The organism is Variovorax nivicola, from assembly GCF_051216475.1.
GTDB lineage: Bacteria > Pseudomonadota > Gammaproteobacteria > Burkholderiales > Burkholderiaceae_C > Variovorax.
On the sequence record NZ_JBPJZK010000003.1, the window covers coordinates 756423 to 773810 of the forward strand.

Here is a 17388-nt window from a genome sequence, read left to right on the forward strand (position 1 = left end):
GCCGCTTGCCGGATGGCATGTGAGCAACAATACGGCCCATGCAAGATCTCGCCGGCAAACACATCGTCCTGGGCCTCACAGGGGGCATCGCCTGCTACAAGTCGGCCGAGCTGTGCCGGCTGTTCGTCAAGGCGGGCGCGACCGTCCAGGTCGTCATGACCGAGGCGGCGGAGCAGTTCATCACCCCGGTGACCATGCAGGCGCTCTCCGGACGCACCGTCTACACCTCGCAGTGGGACACCCGCGAGCCCAACAACATGCCGCACATCAACCTGAGCCGCGAGGCCGATGCGATCGTGCTGGCGCCCTGCAGCGCAGACTTCATCGCCCGGCTGGTGCAGGGCCGCTCCGACGACCTGCTAAGCCTGATGTGCCTGGCACGCCCCATGGACCGCGTTCCGCTGCTGATCGCGCCGGCCATGAACCGCGAGATGTGGGTCCATCCCGCCACGCAGCGCAACCTGATGCAGGTGTCGGCCGACGGCGCGACCGTGCTGGGCGTGGGCAACGGCTGGCAGGCCTGTGGCGAAACCGGCGACGGTCGCATGCTGGAGCCGGCGCAATTGCTGGAGGACATCACCGCCTTCTTCAGCCCCAAGCTGCTGGCGGGGCAGAAGGTGCTGGTCACGGCGGGGCCGACCTTCGAGGCGCTCGACCCGATCCGCGGCATTACCAACCATTCATCCGGCAAGATGGGCTTTGCCATTGCCCGTGCGGCCCGCGAGGCGGGCGCCGAGGTCACGCTGGTGGCCGGCCCGGTGCACCTGCCGACCCCGCGCGGCGTGACGCGCGTCGACGTGCTGTCGGCGCAGGACATGCTCGAAGCAACCACCCGTGCTGCGCAGTCTGCTAGCATTTTTGTAGCTACAGCTGCCGTGGCCGACTGGCGCCCGGCTACGCAGAGCGACCAGAAGATCAAGAAGGACGGCAGCGGCAAGACGCCGGTGCTGAACTTCGTGGAGAACGCTGACATCCTCTTCACGGTCGCCAAGAGCGAACGGGCCCAGTCGAAGAAGCTCTTCTGCGTCGGCTTTGCTGCCGAGAGCGAAAACCTCGCCGAACACGCCAAGGCCAAGCGCGAGCGCAAGGGCATTCCGCTGCTGATCGGCAACATCGGCCCGCTGACCTTCGGGCAGGACGACAACGCGCTGCTGCTGGTCGATACCAACGGCGTGCGCGAGCTCCCCCGCGCGCCCAAGCTCACGCTGGCGCGCGAACTGATGACCGAAATTGCAGCCCGGCTTACCGACTGGAGGGTCTGATGAACCTGAATCCCCAATGGAACACGCCGCCGAACGGCGACTTCGCCCGCTATGTCGAGCGGCTGTCGGCACAGGCGGCACTGCCGAAGAGGGCGGCGCAGCCCGGCGAGCCCGGGCTCGATGTCGGCATCACGACGGCACCTGGGCAGCAGGGCGGCCCTGTGACCGCCGCCATGCAGCAACGCAGCGAGGCGGCGTCGAACGGCGAAGTGCCGAAGTCACAGCCTGGGTCGTTCGACCCCATGACCCTCAAGGTGCTGGGCGCCGTCGGCGCGCTGGTGTTCCTCGTGCTGTGGGCGGCCGGCGTGCCATTCGGCGTGCTGGTCCTGCTGGCGGGCCTGGCCGTCTGGTTCGGCAAGAAATTGAAGGGCGTGAAGCTCACCCCTGGCATCGCCAAGTGGCAGCAGGTGCTCGAGGAAGCCGCCCGGAAGCAAAAAGAACAGCAACAGAAGCAAGGCAGCAAGTAAGTGAAAGTCGACGTTCGTATCCTCGATCCGCGCATGGTGGATCAATTGCCCGCGTATGCCACTCCCGGAAGCGCCGGCCTCGACCTGCGGGCCTGCCTCGATGCCCCCATCACGCTGGAACCCAACGGCTGGCAGCTGGTGGGCACCGGCATTGCCATCCATCTGGCCGACCCGGCCTATGCGGCGCTGATACTTCCGCGCTCCGGGTTGGGCCACAAGCACGGCATCGTGCTGGGCAACCTCGTCGGCCTGATCGACAGCGACTACCAGGGCGAGCTGAAGATCAGCGCCTGGAACCGCAGCGACACGCCCTTCGTGCTGCAGCCGATGGAACGGCTCGCGCAACTGGTGATCGTGCCGGTGGTGCAGGCGCAGTTTCGGGTGGTCACAGACTTTGCACCTTCGCAACGGGGTGAGGGCGGCTACGGTTCCACCGGCAAACATTGAGCGAATCCTGAAGGGGAGCTGAGTTTCCGGGTGGTAAAGAACGGAACCGGCGAAGGTCGGCGGCCTCGAAAGTATCAGTGTGTGTTTTGACGTCATCGCAGCGGGCGCTGCGGCGTTAGTCAGCCAGACACAAGCCGATGCATGCATTCTTCGTGCATCGTTCTATTCGAGGAGCCTCCCAACATGAAGATCTCAATGCGCTTTGTTTCCGTCACCGCTTCCGTGCTGGCCGTGGCCACGCTCACGGCGTGCGTGGCACCGGCGCCGGTCTACCAGACCTCGCGCTATCCGTACCAGGCGCCCCCGCAGGCCATTCAGTACCGCGAAGCTTCCTACGTCGAGTACGGCCACGTGGCCAACATCGAGGTGCTGCGCAGCGAAACCGCTGGCACCGGCACCACGGGCGGCGGCGCTGTCGCCGGCGGGGTCATCGGTGGGGTGGTGGGCAACCAGTTCGGGCGCGGCAATGGCCGTGCGGCGGCCACCGCACTGGGCATCGTGGGCGGCGCCCTGCTGGGCAACACCATCGAGGCTCAGCAGAACGGCCCGCGCGCCTATGAAACCTACCGCGTGTCTGTGCAGACCGACCGTGGCGGCTTCCGCGCCTTCGACGTGCAGAGCCCGGGCGACCTGCGCATTGGCGACCGCGTGCGCATCGACAACGGTCAGATCTCGCGCATGTAAGTCGTCTTGCCCCTCGGGGCGTGAAAAAGCCGGGCGCTGCCCGGCTTTTTCGTGGGCGCTCGCTGGCTGCCCTTCGGTCAGTGCAGCGTCTGGTTGCTCGGCGCCATCGGCGACACCTTGAAGAAGCCCGTGCCCGCCGAACCGCGGCCGACTTCCTCTTCGGTTGCCTCGCGCACCGAGCGCACCGTGATGTCGAGCCGGATCGCGATGCCGGCCAGCGGATGGTTGCCGTCGAGCACCAGGTGGTCGGGATAGATCTCGGCCACTGTGTAGATCGCGTCTTTTGGAATGTTGCTGTTCACGCCCTTGGGCAGGGCGGAGCCGTCGAAGGTCATGCCTTCTTCCGTGCCTTCGGGGAAGAGCGAGCGGGGCTCCAGAAAAAGCAGCTGGTCGTTGAAGTCGCCGAAGCCCTGTTCGGGTTCGACCTGCAACTGCACCCGGGCGCCGGGCTCATGGCCTTGCAGGGCCGCTTCGATCACGTCGAAGAGATCGTCGCCGCCGACCATGAATTCCACCGGCTCGTCGAGCACATCCAGCACGTCGCCAAGCGTGTCTTTCATGGTCCAGGTCAAGCCGACCACGCATTGTTCAGAGATTTCCATTGCAGAATTCTCCCATGGAGATTAACCAACCGCTGCCGTTGCTCGGCGGCCTGAGCGCCGCGCAGTTCATGCGGCGGTACTGGCAGAAAAAACCTTTGCTCGTCCGCCAGGCGATACCCGCGATGGTGCCACCGATCGAGCGCGGCGCGCTGTTCGCCCTGGCCGAACGTGAGGACGTCGAATCGCGTCTGATCCGCCATGGCAAGGCCGGCTGGTCGCTCAAGCATGGGCCGCTGGCCCGGCGCGCCTTGCCGCCGCTGAAGCAACCGGCCTGGACGCTGCTGGTGCAGGGCGTCGACCTGCATCACGAGGGCGTGCACGAACTGCTGCGGCAGTTTCGTTTCCTGCCCGATGCCCGCCTCGACGACCTGATGATCAGCTACGCGAGCGACACCGGCGGCGTCGGCGCGCATTTCGACAGCTACGACGTTTTCTTGCTGCAGGCGCAGGGGCGCCGCCGTTGGTCCATCGGCAAGCAGAGCGACCTGCGCCTGCAGCCGGGCGTGCCGCTCAAGATCCTCGAAAACTTCGAGCCCGAGCAGACCTTCGTGCTCGAGCCCGGCGACATGCTGTACCTGCCGCCGCGCTATGCCCACGACGGCGTGGCCGTGGGCGACGACTGCATGACCTGCTCCATCGGCCTGCGTTCGTCTGCCCTGGGCGAGCTCGGGGCCGACCTGCTGGCGCGCATGGCGCAGGCATACGCGGAAGACCTGGAAGATGCCGGGCCGGCCGAGCTGGTGCGCTACCGCGATCCGGCGCAGCCCGCGGTCGATGCGCCGGCCGCCATGCCTGCCGCACTCCAGGGCTTCGCGCGCAAGGCCATCGAGGCCGCGCTGCGCGACCCTGACGCTGTGGATCGCGCGCTGGGCGAGTCGCTCACCGAACCCAAGGCCAACGTCTGGTTCGGCGAAGGCGGCGAGGCGCCCGATGCAATGCAGCACGTGTCTTTGGACCGCCGCACGCGCATGCTCTACGACACGCGGCACATCTACATCAACGGCGAGAGCTTTCGCGCGGGCGGTGCCGACGCAACGCTGATGCGCCGTCTGGCCGACCAGCGCGCGCTCGGCGCACGCGAGCTGGCGCGCGCGAGCGAAGGCGCACTCGCGCTGTTGGGCGAGTGGTGCGAGGCAGGGTGGCTTCATGCCGAATGACGACACGCCCAGTCCACTGCTGCCCGAAGGGCGCTTCGATGGCCGCGAGGCCTTCGATGCACTCCTGCGCGGCGCGCTGTCGGCCGCGGCACAGCAGGGCTGGAAAGAGATCGTCTTCAGCGATCCCGATTTCGCCGATTGGCCCTTGGGCGAGCGCGCGACCATCGAAGCGCTGCAGGCCTGGGCGGCCAGCGGCCGCCGCCTGATGCTGCTCGCACAGCGCTTCGATGTTCTCGAACGAGGCCACGCGCGCTTCGTGCCGTGGCGCCGCATGTGGGACCACATCATCGAATGCCGCGCCACCGGCAAGGCTGCGGGCTCCGAAGTGCCGAGCGCCATCTGGACGCCCACGTGGTTCGTGCACCGCATCGACCCCGAGCGCAGCAGGGGCGTGAGCGGTGACGACGCGCGTGCGCGCCGTGCGTTGCGCGAGGCCATCGACGAGTGCTGGCGCCTTGGGCGGCCCGCGTTTCCGGCATCGACACTCGGCTTGTAAGCCAATGCCGCGAATGCGGCCGCGAGACATATTCAGGCGTGTATGCAGGTCTAGAATTTTTTCGTTCCAGACCTTCATTGCCAAAGGAGATTCCATGAAGAAGTCATCGTCCGTCCTGATTGCCTCGCTGATTGCCGCTGCCGCGCTTGTCGCCTGCGGAAAGAAGGAGGATGCAGCGCCGGCTGTCGTGACGCCGCCTCCTGCGCCCGTGACCGAACCAGCGCCCGCTCCGGCCGCTGCGCCTGCCGCAGATCCCGCTGCAGCAACGCCTGCACCTGGTGCTTCGTCTGCACTCGATGCCGCGAACGCAGCCACCGAGGCCGCGAAGAAGAATGAAGCACCGAAGCAATAAGCAGCAAGGCTTCGGCATCCGCCATGAAAAAGGCCGCCATGAGGCGGCTTTTTTTCTTAGGAGAGAGTGAGGACGCTGCGGCTCACACGTCGAGCCAGGGCGAGCCCTCCGACGCGGTGGCGGTAAGCATCTCGGCTTCATCAGCGCCGAGTGCTTCGGCCATCAGGCGCCGCACGATCTCGGGCCGGTTGTTCTGCTCGCTCAGGTGCGCCGCGACCACATGGCGCAGGCCGTCGTGCAGCACCGCGCGCGCGATCTCGGCCGCGGCCGTGTTCGACAAGTGCCCGTAGTTGCCGCCAACGCGGTGCTTGAGAAAAGGCGGATAGGCCGAGTTGGCCAGCAGTTCGCTGTCGTGGTTGAACTCCAGCAACAGCGCATGCACGCCGCTGAGGCGGGCCAGCACATGGGCCGTGGCGTGGCCCAGATCGGTCAACACGCCCAGCGTGCGGTTGCCGTCGGTGCAGCGCAGCTGCAGCGGCTCGCGTGCATCGTGGGGAACGGTGAAGGGCTGCACGCAGATGTCGCCGACCGCAAACTCCGCATCGTCGCGCGCCAGGTTCAGCAGGCCCTCGAAATCGCGGCCGCCGGTGGCGAGCCACGTGCCTTCGCTCATCCAGACGGGAATGCGGTTGCGCCGCGACAGCGAATGGGCGCAGCCGATGTGGTCGCCGTGCTCGTGTGTGACGAAAACCGCATCGATGTCGCTGGCGGCAAGGCCCGCCTGGGCCAGTCGCAGATCGAGCTGCTTGAGGCCGAAGCCGCAGTCGATCAAGAGGCGGGAGGTGCGGCCGCCGCTGGTCGCTTCAACCAGCGCGGCGTTGCCCGTGCTGCCGCTGCCGAGACTTCGGAAGCGGAGCATGCGGGTTACTTCAGGTCGTCGGCGATGACCTTGACGATGCGCTCGGCATTCGCCGAGGTTTCGGGCGCACCGGCTTCGTTGAGCACCGACACCGTGGTGGCTTCGCCCTGGCCCTTGACCGAGATGCGGAACTTGAGCGGCGCGTCAGCCTTGCTCGAGCTGCTGAACAGCTTGCCGAAGAAGCCGGGCTCCTTCTTGTCGGGATCGGGCGTCACGTAGCGCACGTAGTACAGGCCGGCGCTGCGGTCGCGGTCTTCCACGGTGAAGCCGGTGCGGTCGAGCGCGAGGCCGACGCGGCGCCATGCGCGGTCAAAGCCTTCGCTGATCTGCACGACCGGCTGGTTGCCGACCTTGGCGATGGTGGCGGTCTTGGTCGGCGCGGTGGTGGCGGCGAGGATCTTCGACTGCTCTTGCGAGACGCCGAGCTTGACCATCAGGCGGCGCAGGAATTCGGTTTCGAGTTCAGGATCGCTGGGGCGGGGCTGCCACACGGTCTGGTCCTGGCGCGAGTTGTTGTAGACCTCTTGCATGCCGCGGTGGCTGATGAAGATCTCGGTGCCGGTCGGCGTGCGCTCAAGGCGCGTGCGGAAGCGGTCGAGTTCACCGGTCGAGTAGACCGAGTCGACCAGCTTGCCCAGCGTGCCGCGGATGATGTCCTGCGGCAGCTTGGCGCGGTTCTCGGCCCAGTCGGTTTCCATGATGCCCAGGTTGCGCTGGTCGGTGGTTAGCAGGAAGCCGCTTTCCTGCCAGAAGTCTTTCACCGGGTCCCAGAGCTGGTCGGGCGTGCGGTTGACGATGATCCAGCGCTGCGTGCCCGAGCGCTCCATGCGCACGTCGCCGATGTTGCTCACGGCGGTGGGGATGCCGGGGGCGTTGGCGATGCCGGCCTGGTAGGCATTGGCAGTCACGGCGCCGCCGGGGATGGCGTAGCGGTTGTCGCGCGAGAGTTGGGAGAGATCGGGTGGGACTTCGAGCGTTGGGGCCTTGCCTGCGCTCTTGTAGTCGATCTTGTCGCTCTCGAGGACGGAGCAGGCGGCGAGGCTGGCAACGAGGGCCAGCAGTGCAAGTCGCGAAAGGTTCTTCAACGTCGTCTTCCTTGTTGGAATGGTTCGGTCTATCTATGGGCCGCAGTGCCCGCCATCTCAGAGCACGGTTCGGGCAAAAGGTTGCTTAACCTTGCTGCGACCAGGGAAAAGGCAGGTCCGGAATGTACGGGGGAGGGGTGCTCAGCCCTTCAGCAGGCCGGTGGCGCGCAGGGCGCCTTCGACTGCGGGGCGGCTCGCTTCGCCGAGTTCGGTAAGGGGCAGGCGCAACGCGCCACCGCAAAGGCCGAGCCGGGCCATGGCCCACTTCAGCGGAATCGGGTTGGGCTCGACGAACAGGTTGCGGTGCAGCGGCATGAGCTCGAACTGGATCTGCATGGCGCGCTTGACGTCGCCTGCCAGCGCCGCCACGCACAGTTCGTGCATCTTGCGCGGCGCGATGTTGGCCGTGACGCTGATGTTGCCCTGGCCGCCGCAGAGCATGAGCGCGACTGCGGTCGGGTCGTCGCCGGAGTAGACGGCAAAGTTCTTGGGCAGGTCGCGAATGAGCCACTGGGCCCGCTCGATGTTGCCGGTGGCTTCCTTGATGCCGATGATGCCGGGCACCTGCGCCAGGCGCAGCACGGTGTCGTGCGCCATATCGGCGACGGTGCGGCCGGGCACGTTGTAGAGCACGATGGGCAGGTCGCCCACGGCTTCGGCAATGGCCTTGAAGTGCTGGTACTGGCCCTCTTGCGTGGGCTTGTTGTAGTACGGCACGACCTGGAGCTGCGAATCGGCGCCAACGCCCTTGGCGAACTTGGCGAGCTCGATGGCTTCCTTGGTCGAATTGGCGCCGCAGCCGGCCATTACGGGCACGCGGCCCTTGGCCTGCTCGACCGAGACGCGGATGATTTCGCAGTGCTCTTCGACATCGACAGTCGGCGATTCGCCGGTGGTGCCGACCACGCCAAGGCAGTCGGTGCCTTCTTCGATGTGCCAGTCGATGAGCCGCCGCAGGGCGGGGTAGTCGACACTGCCGTCGTCGTGCATCGGCGTGACGAGCGCGACGATGCTGCCTGTCAGTTGCTCCAAGGGGGAATCTCTTTGTCGGTGGACGAAAGCGCCGATTCTACTTACTCCGGCGCCCCGCAAGACAGCCGCCCCGGCCCCCTCAGTTTCCCTTAAGGAGGTGGCGGGCCGGCTGGCCGGCGTCGGGTGCGGCCGGGCGGATGGCCGCGATTCGCTGCACGAAGCGCGCCGGTTCGGGGATGAAGCCGTCTTCGTAGGCCACCACGCGCAAGCCGGCGCAGGCCGCCAGCAGTTCGCCGGGCTGCAGCAGGAAGTCGGGGCGCGAGGGCTTGCCGACGGTCTCGTTGCCCACGGCAAAGGTTTCGTAAAGCAGTACGCCGCCCGGCGCCACCGCGTCCACGATGTCGACCATGCGCGGACGCCAGAGGTAGTTGGTGACGACAACGGCGCCGAAGGCTTGGCCGGTAAAGGGCCATGGGCCGGATTCGATGTCGGCCTCGACGGTGCGGCCGAAGGCGTCGGCCGCCTCGACGGCTTCGGGCGAGCGGTCGACACCGGTGACCGGATGCCCCCGGCCCGCAAACCACTGCATGTGCCGCCCGGCGCCGCAGGCCACGTCTAGCACCGAGGCCCCGGGCGCGAGCAGGTGCGACCAGCGGACGATCCATTCGGAAGGCGCGGACAGGCCGTGCATGGGAGCTGCGTCTTTCATGGCCGGCCTGACCTCAGAAGCAGGACCAGATCTGATCGACCAGCGTCACCAGAAAGTCCGGGTGCACGTAAAGCGCGAACACGCCGCCCAGCACCGCCAGCGCGGCGGCCAGCCAGCCAGCGTGGACGATGTGATGGCGCATTTGCGAAGTCATAGCCCTGATTTATAGATCAACCCGCGGCACCCGCAGGCTGCGGCGACGAGCGCGCAATGGCGCTTTCCTTCACCGGCAGGTTGATCAGCGCCGCGAACACGCCCAGCGCGATCGAGATGTACCAGACGATGTCGTAGCTGCCGGTGGTGTCGTACAGGTAGCCACCGAGCCACACGCCCAGGAACGAGCCGACCTGGTGGCTCAGGAACACGAAGCCGCTGAGCATCGACAGATGCGCCACGCCGAAGATGCCCGCCACGATCGCATTGGTTGCGGGCACCGTCGACAGCCACAGGAAGCCCATCGCCGCCGAGAACACATACACGCTGAGCGGTGAGATCGGCGCCATCAAGAACAGCGCGATCGACACGGCCCGCGCAAAGTAGATCGCCGCGAGGATCTTGCGCTTGGCCAGCTTCTGCCCCAGCAGCCCCACCGTGTAAGTGCCGAACACGTTGAACAGCCCGATCAGCGCCAGCGCGTAGCCCGCCACCTCGGCCGGCAGCGCGCGGTCGCGCAGGTAGGTCGGCATGTGGATGCCGATGAAGGCCAGCTGGAAGCCGCAGACGAAGTAGCCCGCCATCAGCAGCCCGAAGCTCGGGTAGCGGAAGGCTTCGCCCACTGCCTGCAGCACCGACTGTTCGCGGTGCCCGGCCAGCGCCGCCGTCTTCGGTTCGCGCAGGCCGAAGGCCAGCGGGATGATCACCAGCACCAGCACCGCCATGACCGCCAGCGCGGTCTGCCAGCCCAGATGGCCAATCAGCCGCCCCTCGATGGGCGCCATCAGGAACTGGCCGAACGAGCCGGCCGCCGCCGCCACGCCCATGGCCCACGAGCGTCGCTCGGCCGGAATCTGCCGCCCGATCACGCCGTAGATCACCGCATAGGTCGAGCCCGCCTGCGCCGCGCCGATCAGCACGCCCGCACTCAGCGTGAAGAGCAGCGGCGTCGGCGAATGCGCCATGCCGAACAGCCCCAGTGCATAGAACACCGAGCCGCCGATCAGCACCCGGAACGCGCCGAACCTGTCGGCCAGCATGCCCGCGAACACGCCGAAGATGCCCCACGAGAGGTTCTGGATAGCCAGCGCGAACGAGAAGGTCTGCCGGCTCCAGTCCTGCGCCTGCGTGATCGGCTGCAGCCAGAGCCCGAAGCCGTGGCGTATGCCCATCGACAGCGTGACGATCATCGCCCCGCAGAAAAGTACTTGCTTGACCGAGAGGGCGGGAGCGGCGGGGGATTGCATGACTTCGAATGTAACGACTCGCCTGCTCCGGCAGTCAGGCTGGCGGCCGAAGCCATTGATGATTTATCGGCTGCGTTTCAATGCGTGCCGGGCATCAAAGCACTTCTTGAGCGCCTCCTGTATGGGTATCCAGTTGTTTGGCGCCGACTGACTACAATCCGCCCCCATGGCGACTCCCCCCAAGACTCCCCCCAATTCATCGTCCGAATCCTCCGGCTACTCGGAAGGCTCCATCCGCGTGCTCAAGGGCCTCGAGCCCGTCAAGCAGCGCCCGGGCATGTACACCCGCACCGACAACCCGCTGCACATCATCCAGGAAGTGCTCGACAACGCCGCCGACGAGGCGCTCGCGGGCTACGGCAAGAAGATCAAGGTCACCCTGCACACTGACGGCTCCGTCAGCGTCGAAGACGACGGCCGGGGCATTCCCTTCGGCCTGCACCCCGAAGAAAAGGCCCCCGTGATCGAACTCGTGTACACCCGGCTGCACGCGGGCGGCAAGTTCGACAAAGGCTCGGGCGGCGCCTACAGCTTCTCGGGCGGCCTGCACGGCGTGGGCGTGTCGGTGACCAATGCGCTGTCGAAGCGGCTCGAAGTCACCTCGCACCGGGAGGGTTCGGCCGCCAAGCTGGCCTTCAGTGCCGGCGATGTGATCGAGGCACTCGAAATCCGCAAGCTCGAAGCGGGCGAGCGCAAGCAGGGCACCACCGTGCGCGCGTGGCCCGACGCCAAGTACTTCGAAACCGCCGTGCTGCCCATGGGCGAACTCACGCACCTGCTGCGCAGCAAGGCCGTGCTGATGCCCGGCGTGAGCGTCACGCTCACGAACGAGAAGACCAAGGAAACGCAGCAGTGGCTCTACAAGGGCGGCCTGAGCGATTACCTGATGCAAACGCTCAACGGCGACCCCGTCATCCCGCTGTTCGAAGGCAGCGGCCATGCCGACAAGAACGCCGACAACTTCGCCGAGGGCGAGGGCGCCGACTGGTGCGTGGCCTTCACCGAAGACGGCCAGCCGGTGCGCGAGAGCTACGTCAACCTGATTCCCACCAGCGCCGGCGGCACGCACGAAAGCGGCCTGCGCGACGGCCTGTTCACCGCGGTGAAGGGCTTCATCGAACTGCATTCGCTTTTGCCCAAGGGCGTGAAGCTGTTGCCCGAAGACGTGTTCGCGCGCGCCTCGTACGTGCTGAGCGCCAAGGTGCTCGACCCGCAGTTCCAGGGGCAGATCAAGGAACGCCTGAACTCGCGCGACGCCGTGCGCCTGGTGTCGAGCTTCGTGCGCCCCGCGCTCGAGCTGTGGCTCAACCAGCACGTCGACTACGGCAAGAAGCTTGCCGAACTGGCCATCAAGGCCGCGCAGACGCGCCAGCGCGCCGGCCAGAAGGTCGAGAAGCGCAAGGGCTCCGGCGTGGCCGTGCTGCCCGGCAAGCTCACCGACTGCGAGAGCAAGGACATCAGCCACAACGAAGTCTTCCTGGTCGAGGGTGACTCCGCCGGCGGCAGCGCCAAGATGGGCCGCGACAAGGAAAGCCAGGCCATCCTGCCGCTGCGCGGCAAGGTGCTCAACACCTGGGAAGTGGAGCGCGACCGGCTTTTTGCCAACACCGAAATCCACGACATCTCGGTCGCCGTGGGCGTCGATCCGCACGGTCCCAACGACACGCCCGACATGAGCGGCCTGCGCTACGGCAAGGTCTGCATCCTGAGCGATGCCGACGTGGACGGCTCGCACATCCAGGTGCTGCTGCTCACGCTGTTCTTCCGCCACTTTCCGAAACTCATCGAAGCCGGCCACGTGTATGTCGCAAAGCCGCCATTGTTCCGGGTCGATGCGCCCGCGCGCGGCAAGAAGCCGGCCTCCAAGGTCTATGCGCTGGACGAGGGCGAACTGATCGCCACGCTCGACAAATTGCGTAAAGATGGCGTGCGCGAAGGCGCCTGGAGCATCAGCCGCTTCAAGGGCCTGGGCGAAATGAGCGCGGAACAATTGTGGGAAACCACGCTCAATCCTGACACCCGGCGCCTGATGCAGGTCCAATTGGGCCGGTTCGACTTCACGTCCACCCAGGGCGAGATCACCAAGCTCATGGGCAAGGGCGAAGCGGCAGCCCGGCGCGAACTCATGGAGTTGCGCGCCGACGATGTCGACATCGATGTTTGACTCCTCCACCACGCATGTCAGTTTTCAAGCGCTTGTTGCTATTGGCCTTCCTGCTGTGTACGCAGCAGGGGCTGGCGCACGCCGCTGACATCTACGGCTACATCGACAGTAAGGGCATCGCGCACTTCGCTTCCGAAAAAATCGACGAGCGCTACCAGATCTTCTTCCGCGGCGGCCAGAGCTTCGACACGGCGCAAGGCATTTCTCCGCTGGGCCGTGGCGGCAGAAAGCTCGACGGCAAGGTGTCACCTGCCTCGCAGAGCCTGCTCGCCATGTTCGAGGCCTCGCCCGGCTACAAGACTGCCAAGACGGCGCTGCGCGACGCATCGAACAGGCATTCGATCGACTACGAACTGCTGCAGGCGCTCATCGCCACCGAATCGGGCTTCGACGCGCAGGCCGTCTCGCCCAAGGGCGCCATGGGCCTCATGCAGTTGATGCCCGCCACCGCGCAGCGCTATGGTGTGTCGGCGGACAAACGCACGACCATCGAGAAAAAGCTGTTCGACCCGCGCATCAACATCGCCGCCGGCTCGCGCTACCTGGGCGACCTGATCGCGATGTTCCCGGGCCAGATCGAGCTGGCGCTGGCCGCCTACAACGCGGGCGAGGGCGCGGTGCAGCGCGCGGGCAACAAGATCCCGAACTACAAGGAAACGCAGAACTACGTGCAGACCGTGCTGCAGCTGTATGCGTACCTGAAGCCGTCCGTGGCAACGGGCGGTAGTGGCGGTGGCGCCGTGCGCGGTGGCAAGACGCCAGGCCGCATTCGCATGGAGCTGACGGTGCCGCAGGGCGGCGCCATCGGCCGCGGCAACATGCCGTCCGACGCGCCGCGCAACATGCCGACCATGCCCGACATTCCCGAGCCTTCGGCGGTGCCGACCGGCGCGGCCAATGCGCCCGGCGCACCGCTGTCCTGATGGGGGAGACCACGATGCACCGTCGAAGCTTCGTTCTCGCGACAGCCGCCAGCGTGGTGGCGGGCACTGCACGGGCACAGCATCCGGCGACGCACGACATGCTGCCGGCGGTGCCTTCGTCGGCCGAACCCTATGCCAAGCTGCAAGGCGGCGTGCCGCACCACATGACGCCCGACCAGGAGGCGCAGCGCTTCACCGAGAGCACCGCGCCGCCCGGTCCGCAAGGCCGCTGGGAGCCGCGCGCGGCCTTGCCGATTCCGCGCAGCGAGATGGCCTGGGCCACTGCCGCGATGGGTCGCATGCATGTGGTCGGCGGCTACGGCGAGGGCAAGGTCAACCGCGACTACCACCACATCTACGACCCGAAGGCCGATCGCTGGCTCGACGGCGCACCCCTGCCGCGCGGCGCCAACCACGTCGCTGTGACGGCCGAGGGCGGCCGCGTCTATGCGCTCGGCGGCTTCGTCGAGCAGAACCGCCGCTCCGACACGAACGCCTACGTCTACGACATCGCCGCCAACCGCTGGACAACCATTGCGCCGCTACCGAGGCCGCGCGGCGCGGCGGCCGCAGTGATGCTCGACGGCGCGCTGCACCTGATCGGCGGCGCTTCAGAGCCCGCAGCGGAACGCGCGAGTGTCGGCTGGCACGAGGTCTACGACCCCAAGGCCGACCGCTGGTCCACCCGCAAACCGCTGCCTGGCGCGCGCGACCACGTCGGCTGCGTGTCTAACGGCGGCCAGATCCACGTGATCGGCGGGCGCTTCAACACCTTCGAATACAACACCGACCTGCACCACGTCTACCTGCCCGCGCGCGACACCTGGGAGCTGCGTTCGCCGTTGCCCACCGCGCGCTCGGGCCATGGCCTCGTGGTGTATCGCGGCCGTTTCTTCGCCATGGGCGGGGAGGGCGGCATCCTCATTAGCGGCGTACCGCGCCAGGCCAAGGTCTTCGGCCAGATGGAAAGCTACAACCCCGTGGACGACACCTGGCAACGCCACGCGCCCATGATCACGCCGCGCCACGCCGTGGGCGCGGCCGTCATCGGCGACTGGGTCTACGTCGCCGGCGGCGGCGCGGTGCTCGGCGGCGCCGTGCAGTCCGCGGTGCACGAGGCATTCACACTAGGCTGATCGCGACGACCCTCGCGCACGGCCCGCAGCAACTGTTTTTCTCACCTTCTCTTTCATGGATTCCCAACCTCCGCTCGATCCCCAGGGTCCCACCGACGGCGACACCACTCTCACCCTCGCCGACTACGCCCAGACTGCCTACCTCGAATACGCGCTCAGCGTGGTCAAGGGCCGCGCGCTGCCCGATGTGTCCGACGGCCAGAAGCCGGTGCAGCGCCGCATCCTGTACTCGATGTCGCGCATGGGCCTGGGCTTCGGCGGCACCAACGGCACCGTGGGCGCCAAGCCCGTGAAGAGCGCGCGCGTGGTCGGCGACGTGCTCGGCCGCTTCCATCCGCACAGCGACCAGGCCGCGTACGACGCGCTGGTGCGCATGGCGCAAGATTTTTCTCAGCGCTATCCGCTGGTCGACGGCCAGGGCAACTTCGGCAGCCGCGACGGCGACGGCGCCGCGGCCATGCGCTACACCGAAGCACGCCTGGCGCGTATCACCAGCCTGCTGCTCGACGAGATCGACGAAGGCACGGTCGATTTCATTCCCAACTACGACGGCAGCACCGAAGAGCCGCGCCTGCTGCCCGCGCGGCTGCCGTTCACACTGCTCAATGGCGCGAGCGGCATTGCCGTGGGCCTGGCCACCGAAATCCCGAGCCACAACCTGCGCGAGATAGCCGACGCCTGCGTGGCGCTGATCAAGTCGAACGGCAAGCTCAGCGAAGAAGAGCTCTTCGCCATCGTGCCTGGCCCCGACTACCCGGGTGGCGCGCAGATCATCAGCAGCGCGAGCGACATCGCCGACGCCTATCGCACCGGCCGCGGCTCGCTCAAGGTGCGCGCACGCTGGAAGATCGAGGAACTGGCGCGCGGGCAATGGCAGCTTGTGGTCAACGAACTGCCGCCGGGCGTCAGCACGCAGAAGGTGCTCGAAGAAATCGAGGAAATCACCAACCCGAAGGTCAAGACCGGCAAGAAGGCGCTGAGCGCTGAGCAGACCCAGTTGAAGGCCGCGATGCTGTCGGTGCTCGACGTGGTGCGCGACGAGTCCAGCAAGGACGCCGCCGTGCGCCTGGTGTTCGAGCCCAAGACCTCGCGCATCAGCCAGGACGAGTTCATCACCACGCTGCTCGCGCAGACCTCGCTCGAAACCTCCTCGCCGATCAACCTCACGATGGTCGGCATCGACGGCAAGCCCACGCAGAAGTCGCTGCGCCAGATGCTCAACGAGTGGATCGCGTTCCGCGAGATCACCGTCGAGAAGCGCTCGCGGTTCCGGCTCAGCAAGGTGATGGACCGGATTCACATCCTCGAGGGCCGGCAGCTGGTGCTGCTGAACATCGACGAGGTGATCGCGATCATCCGCGCGGCGGAAGACCCGAAGGCGGCGCTCATCGCGCGCTTCAACCTCAGCGAACGCCAGGCCGAGGACATCCTTGAAATCCGCCTGCGCCAACTTGCGCGGCTCGAGGCCATCAAGATCGAGCAGGAGCTGTCAGGCCTGCGCGACGAGCAGAAGAAGCTCGAAGACATCCTCGGCAGCCCGACTGCGCTGCGCCGCCTGCTGGTGAAGGAAATCGAGTCCGACGCCAAGACTTTTGAAGACGCGCGCCGCACGCTCATCCAGGCCGAGAAGCGTGCTGTGGCCGAAGTGAAGGTGGTCGACGAGCCCGTCACCGTCATCGTGTCGCAGAAGGGCTGGGTCCGTGCGCAGAAGGGCTGGGCCAGCGAGAAGGCCGCGGGCAACGGTGCGAATGGAGAAAAGGGCGCGACGCCCGAATACAGCTTCAAGTCGGGCGATGCGCTTTATGGTGCCTTCGAGTGCCGCAGCGTCGACACATTGCTGGTGTTCGGCAGCGCCAAGGACAAGAGCGTGCGCGTCTACACGGTGCCCGTGGCCTCGCTGCCCGGCGCGCGCGGCGACGGCCAGCCCGTCACCACGCTCATCGAGCTCGATGCCGGCACGCACGTCACGCACTTCTTCGCGGGCCCGGTGGGCGCCAGCGTGCTGCTGGCCAATACTGGTGGCTACGGCTTCATCGCCACGGTCGAGAACATGATGTCGCGCCAGCGCGGCGGCAAGGCCTTCATCGACGTGGGCGAGGGCGAGCAACTGTGCCGTCCGTCGCTTGTGGGCGGCGCGAGCGGCGCCGAGCCGATGCTCGCGGCCACGCATGTGGCCTGCGCCTCGACCGGTGGCCGCATCCTGACCTTCGACATCACCGAGCTCAAGAGCCTGCCGAAGGGCGGCCGGGGCCTCACGCTGATCGACCTCGACCCCAAGGACACCCTGGCCGGCGCGGCCGCCTACACGCGTAGCGTGAAGATCGAAGGCATCGGGCGCGGCGCCAAGGAGCGCGAAGAGACACTGGAAATCCGCACCCTCAACAACGCGCGCGGCAGCCGCGCGCGCAAGGGCAAGGCGGCCGACCTGGGCTTCAAGCCGACGAGCATCGTGCGGGTGCTGTGATGGGCGGTATCGACATCAGCGTCATCGGGATCTTCATCGCGGTGGTCACAGGCCTCGGCAGTTACGTGCTGGGCCGCCGCATGCGCGAGAAGCGTGCGGCGAAGAAGCGCGAGAAGAACCGCATTGCATCGCAGGCCAACGAAACGCGTCAGGTGCGGCGCGCGCGTGAGCGCAAGGAGCGCGGCGAGTAATCCGGTAGCAGGCAGGGC

Annotated in this window: 19 protein-coding genes; 12 read left to right on the forward strand and 7 right to left on the reverse strand. The window is 66.8% G+C overall.

Annotated elements, in window-relative coordinates:
- Positions 1-38 precede the first annotated feature (38 nt).
- From coaBC to ACSFBF_RS16295, 4 genes are all read left to right on the forward strand, one after another.
- Positions 39-1262 (forward strand): bifunctional phosphopantothenoylcysteine decarboxylase/phosphopantothenate--cysteine ligase CoaBC, encoded by a 1224-nt coding sequence (coaBC, locus tag ACSFBF_RS16280; RefSeq protein ID WP_435468635.1) that lies wholly within the window; start codon positions 39-41, stop codon positions 1260-1262.
- On the forward strand, positions 1262-1729 hold the full coding sequence (locus tag ACSFBF_RS16285) for a hypothetical protein (protein WP_435468637.1): 468 nt from the start codon (positions 1262-1264) through the stop codon (positions 1727-1729). The genes coaBC and ACSFBF_RS16285 overlap by 1 nt, the downstream gene beginning before the upstream one ends.
- Positions 1730-2176 carry a dUTP diphosphatase gene (gene dut / locus ACSFBF_RS16290; RefSeq protein WP_007835673.1) on the forward strand — a complete coding sequence of 149 codons (447 nt, stop codon included), beginning with the start codon at positions 1730-1732 and terminating at the stop codon, positions 2174-2176.
- 183 nt (positions 2177-2359) lie between these two features.
- Positions 2360-2860, forward strand: a complete 501-nt coding sequence (locus ACSFBF_RS16295) for a glycine zipper 2TM domain-containing protein (protein ID WP_093080054.1) — start codon at positions 2360-2362, stop codon at positions 2858-2860.
- A 77-nt stretch (positions 2861-2937) separates the two neighbouring features.
- Here the strand turns inward: ACSFBF_RS16295 and ACSFBF_RS16300 are convergent, their stop codons facing one another.
- Entirely contained in the window at positions 2938-3462 is a 525-nt protein-coding gene (locus ACSFBF_RS16300; RefSeq protein WP_435468641.1) for an FKBP-type peptidyl-prolyl cis-trans isomerase, read from the reverse strand.
- A 14-nt stretch (positions 3463-3476) separates the two neighbouring features.
- Here ACSFBF_RS16300 and ACSFBF_RS16305 point away from each other — a divergent pair, with 14 nt between their 5' ends.
- The 3 genes from ACSFBF_RS16305 (at position 3477) to ACSFBF_RS16315 (ending at position 5467) form a co-directional block, all read left to right on the forward strand.
- Positions 3477-4619 carry a JmjC domain-containing protein gene (locus ACSFBF_RS16305; protein ID WP_435468643.1) on the forward strand — a complete coding sequence of 381 codons (1143 nt, stop codon included), beginning with the start codon at positions 3477-3479 and terminating at the stop codon, positions 4617-4619.
- Positions 4609-5115, forward strand: coding sequence for a hypothetical protein (locus ACSFBF_RS16310; protein ID WP_435468645.1), 507 nt, complete (start codon positions 4609-4611; stop codon positions 5113-5115). Before ACSFBF_RS16305 ends, ACSFBF_RS16310 begins: the two co-directional genes overlap by 11 nt.
- A gap of 94 nt (positions 5116-5209) precedes the next feature.
- A complete protein-coding gene (locus ACSFBF_RS16315) occupies positions 5210-5467 on the forward strand; it encodes a hypothetical protein (RefSeq protein WP_435468647.1) in 258 nt (85 codons plus the stop codon).
- Positions 5468-5549: 82 nt separating this feature from the next.
- On the opposite strand, the gene ACSFBF_RS16320 is transcribed toward ACSFBF_RS16315, so the two are convergent.
- From ACSFBF_RS16320 to ACSFBF_RS16345, 6 genes are all read right to left on the reverse strand, one after another.
- The gene (locus tag ACSFBF_RS16320) at positions 5550-6326 is read right to left on the reverse strand and encodes an MBL fold metallo-hydrolase (RefSeq protein WP_435468649.1); all 777 of its coding nucleotides are present in this window, start codon (positions 6324-6326) and stop codon (positions 5550-5552) included.
- A gap of 5 nt (positions 6327-6331) precedes the next feature.
- The gene (gene bamC, locus ACSFBF_RS16325; protein ID WP_435468651.1) at positions 6332-7411 is read right to left on the reverse strand and encodes an outer membrane protein assembly factor BamC; all 1080 of its coding nucleotides are present in this window, start codon (positions 7409-7411) and stop codon (positions 6332-6334) included.
- Between the two features lie 141 nt (positions 7412-7552).
- Positions 7553-8479 carry a 4-hydroxy-tetrahydrodipicolinate synthase gene (gene dapA, locus ACSFBF_RS16330; protein ID WP_371127351.1) on the reverse strand — a complete coding sequence of 309 codons (927 nt, stop codon included), beginning with the start codon at positions 8477-8479 and terminating at the stop codon, positions 7553-7555.
- A 43-nt stretch (positions 8480-8522) separates the two neighbouring features.
- Positions 8523-9092 (reverse strand): class I SAM-dependent methyltransferase, encoded by a 570-nt coding sequence (locus ACSFBF_RS16335; RefSeq protein WP_435468653.1) that lies wholly within the window; start codon positions 9090-9092, stop codon positions 8523-8525.
- Between the two features lie 13 nt (positions 9093-9105).
- Complete coding sequence (locus tag ACSFBF_RS16340; protein ID WP_200936025.1) at positions 9106-9246, reverse strand: hypothetical protein; 141 nt, start codon at positions 9244-9246, stop codon at positions 9106-9108.
- Between the two features lie 16 nt (positions 9247-9262).
- Positions 9263-10492: an MFS transporter gene (locus ACSFBF_RS16345; protein ID WP_435468655.1), complete on the reverse strand. Its 1230-nt coding sequence runs from the start codon at positions 10490-10492 to the stop codon at positions 9263-9265.
- Between the two features lie 166 nt (positions 10493-10658).
- Between ACSFBF_RS16345 and ACSFBF_RS16350 the strand changes: the two genes are divergently transcribed.
- The 5 genes from ACSFBF_RS16350 to ACSFBF_RS16370 are packed head-to-tail and all read left to right on the forward strand — an operon-like array spanning position 10659 to position 17370.
- Positions 10659-12656, forward strand: coding sequence for a DNA topoisomerase IV subunit B (locus tag ACSFBF_RS16350; protein ID WP_435468657.1), 1998 nt, complete (start codon positions 10659-10661; stop codon positions 12654-12656).
- 14 nt (positions 12657-12670) lie between these two features.
- On the forward strand, positions 12671-13579 hold the full coding sequence (locus tag ACSFBF_RS16355; RefSeq protein WP_435468659.1) for a lytic transglycosylase domain-containing protein: 909 nt from the start codon (positions 12671-12673) through the stop codon (positions 13577-13579).
- 14 nt (positions 13580-13593) lie between these two features.
- Entirely contained in the window at positions 13594-14715 is a 1122-nt protein-coding gene (locus ACSFBF_RS16360; RefSeq protein ID WP_435468661.1) for a Kelch repeat-containing protein, read from the forward strand.
- A 55-nt stretch (positions 14716-14770) separates the two neighbouring features.
- A complete protein-coding gene (parC, locus tag ACSFBF_RS16365; RefSeq protein ID WP_435468663.1) occupies positions 14771-17179 on the forward strand; it encodes a DNA topoisomerase IV subunit A in 2409 nt (802 codons plus the stop codon).
- Positions 17179-17370 carry a hypothetical protein gene (locus ACSFBF_RS16370; protein WP_093050889.1) on the forward strand — a complete coding sequence of 64 codons (192 nt, stop codon included), beginning with the start codon at positions 17179-17181 and terminating at the stop codon, positions 17368-17370. Before parC ends, ACSFBF_RS16370 begins: the two co-directional genes overlap by 1 nt.
- Positions 17371-17388 lie beyond the last annotated feature (18 nt).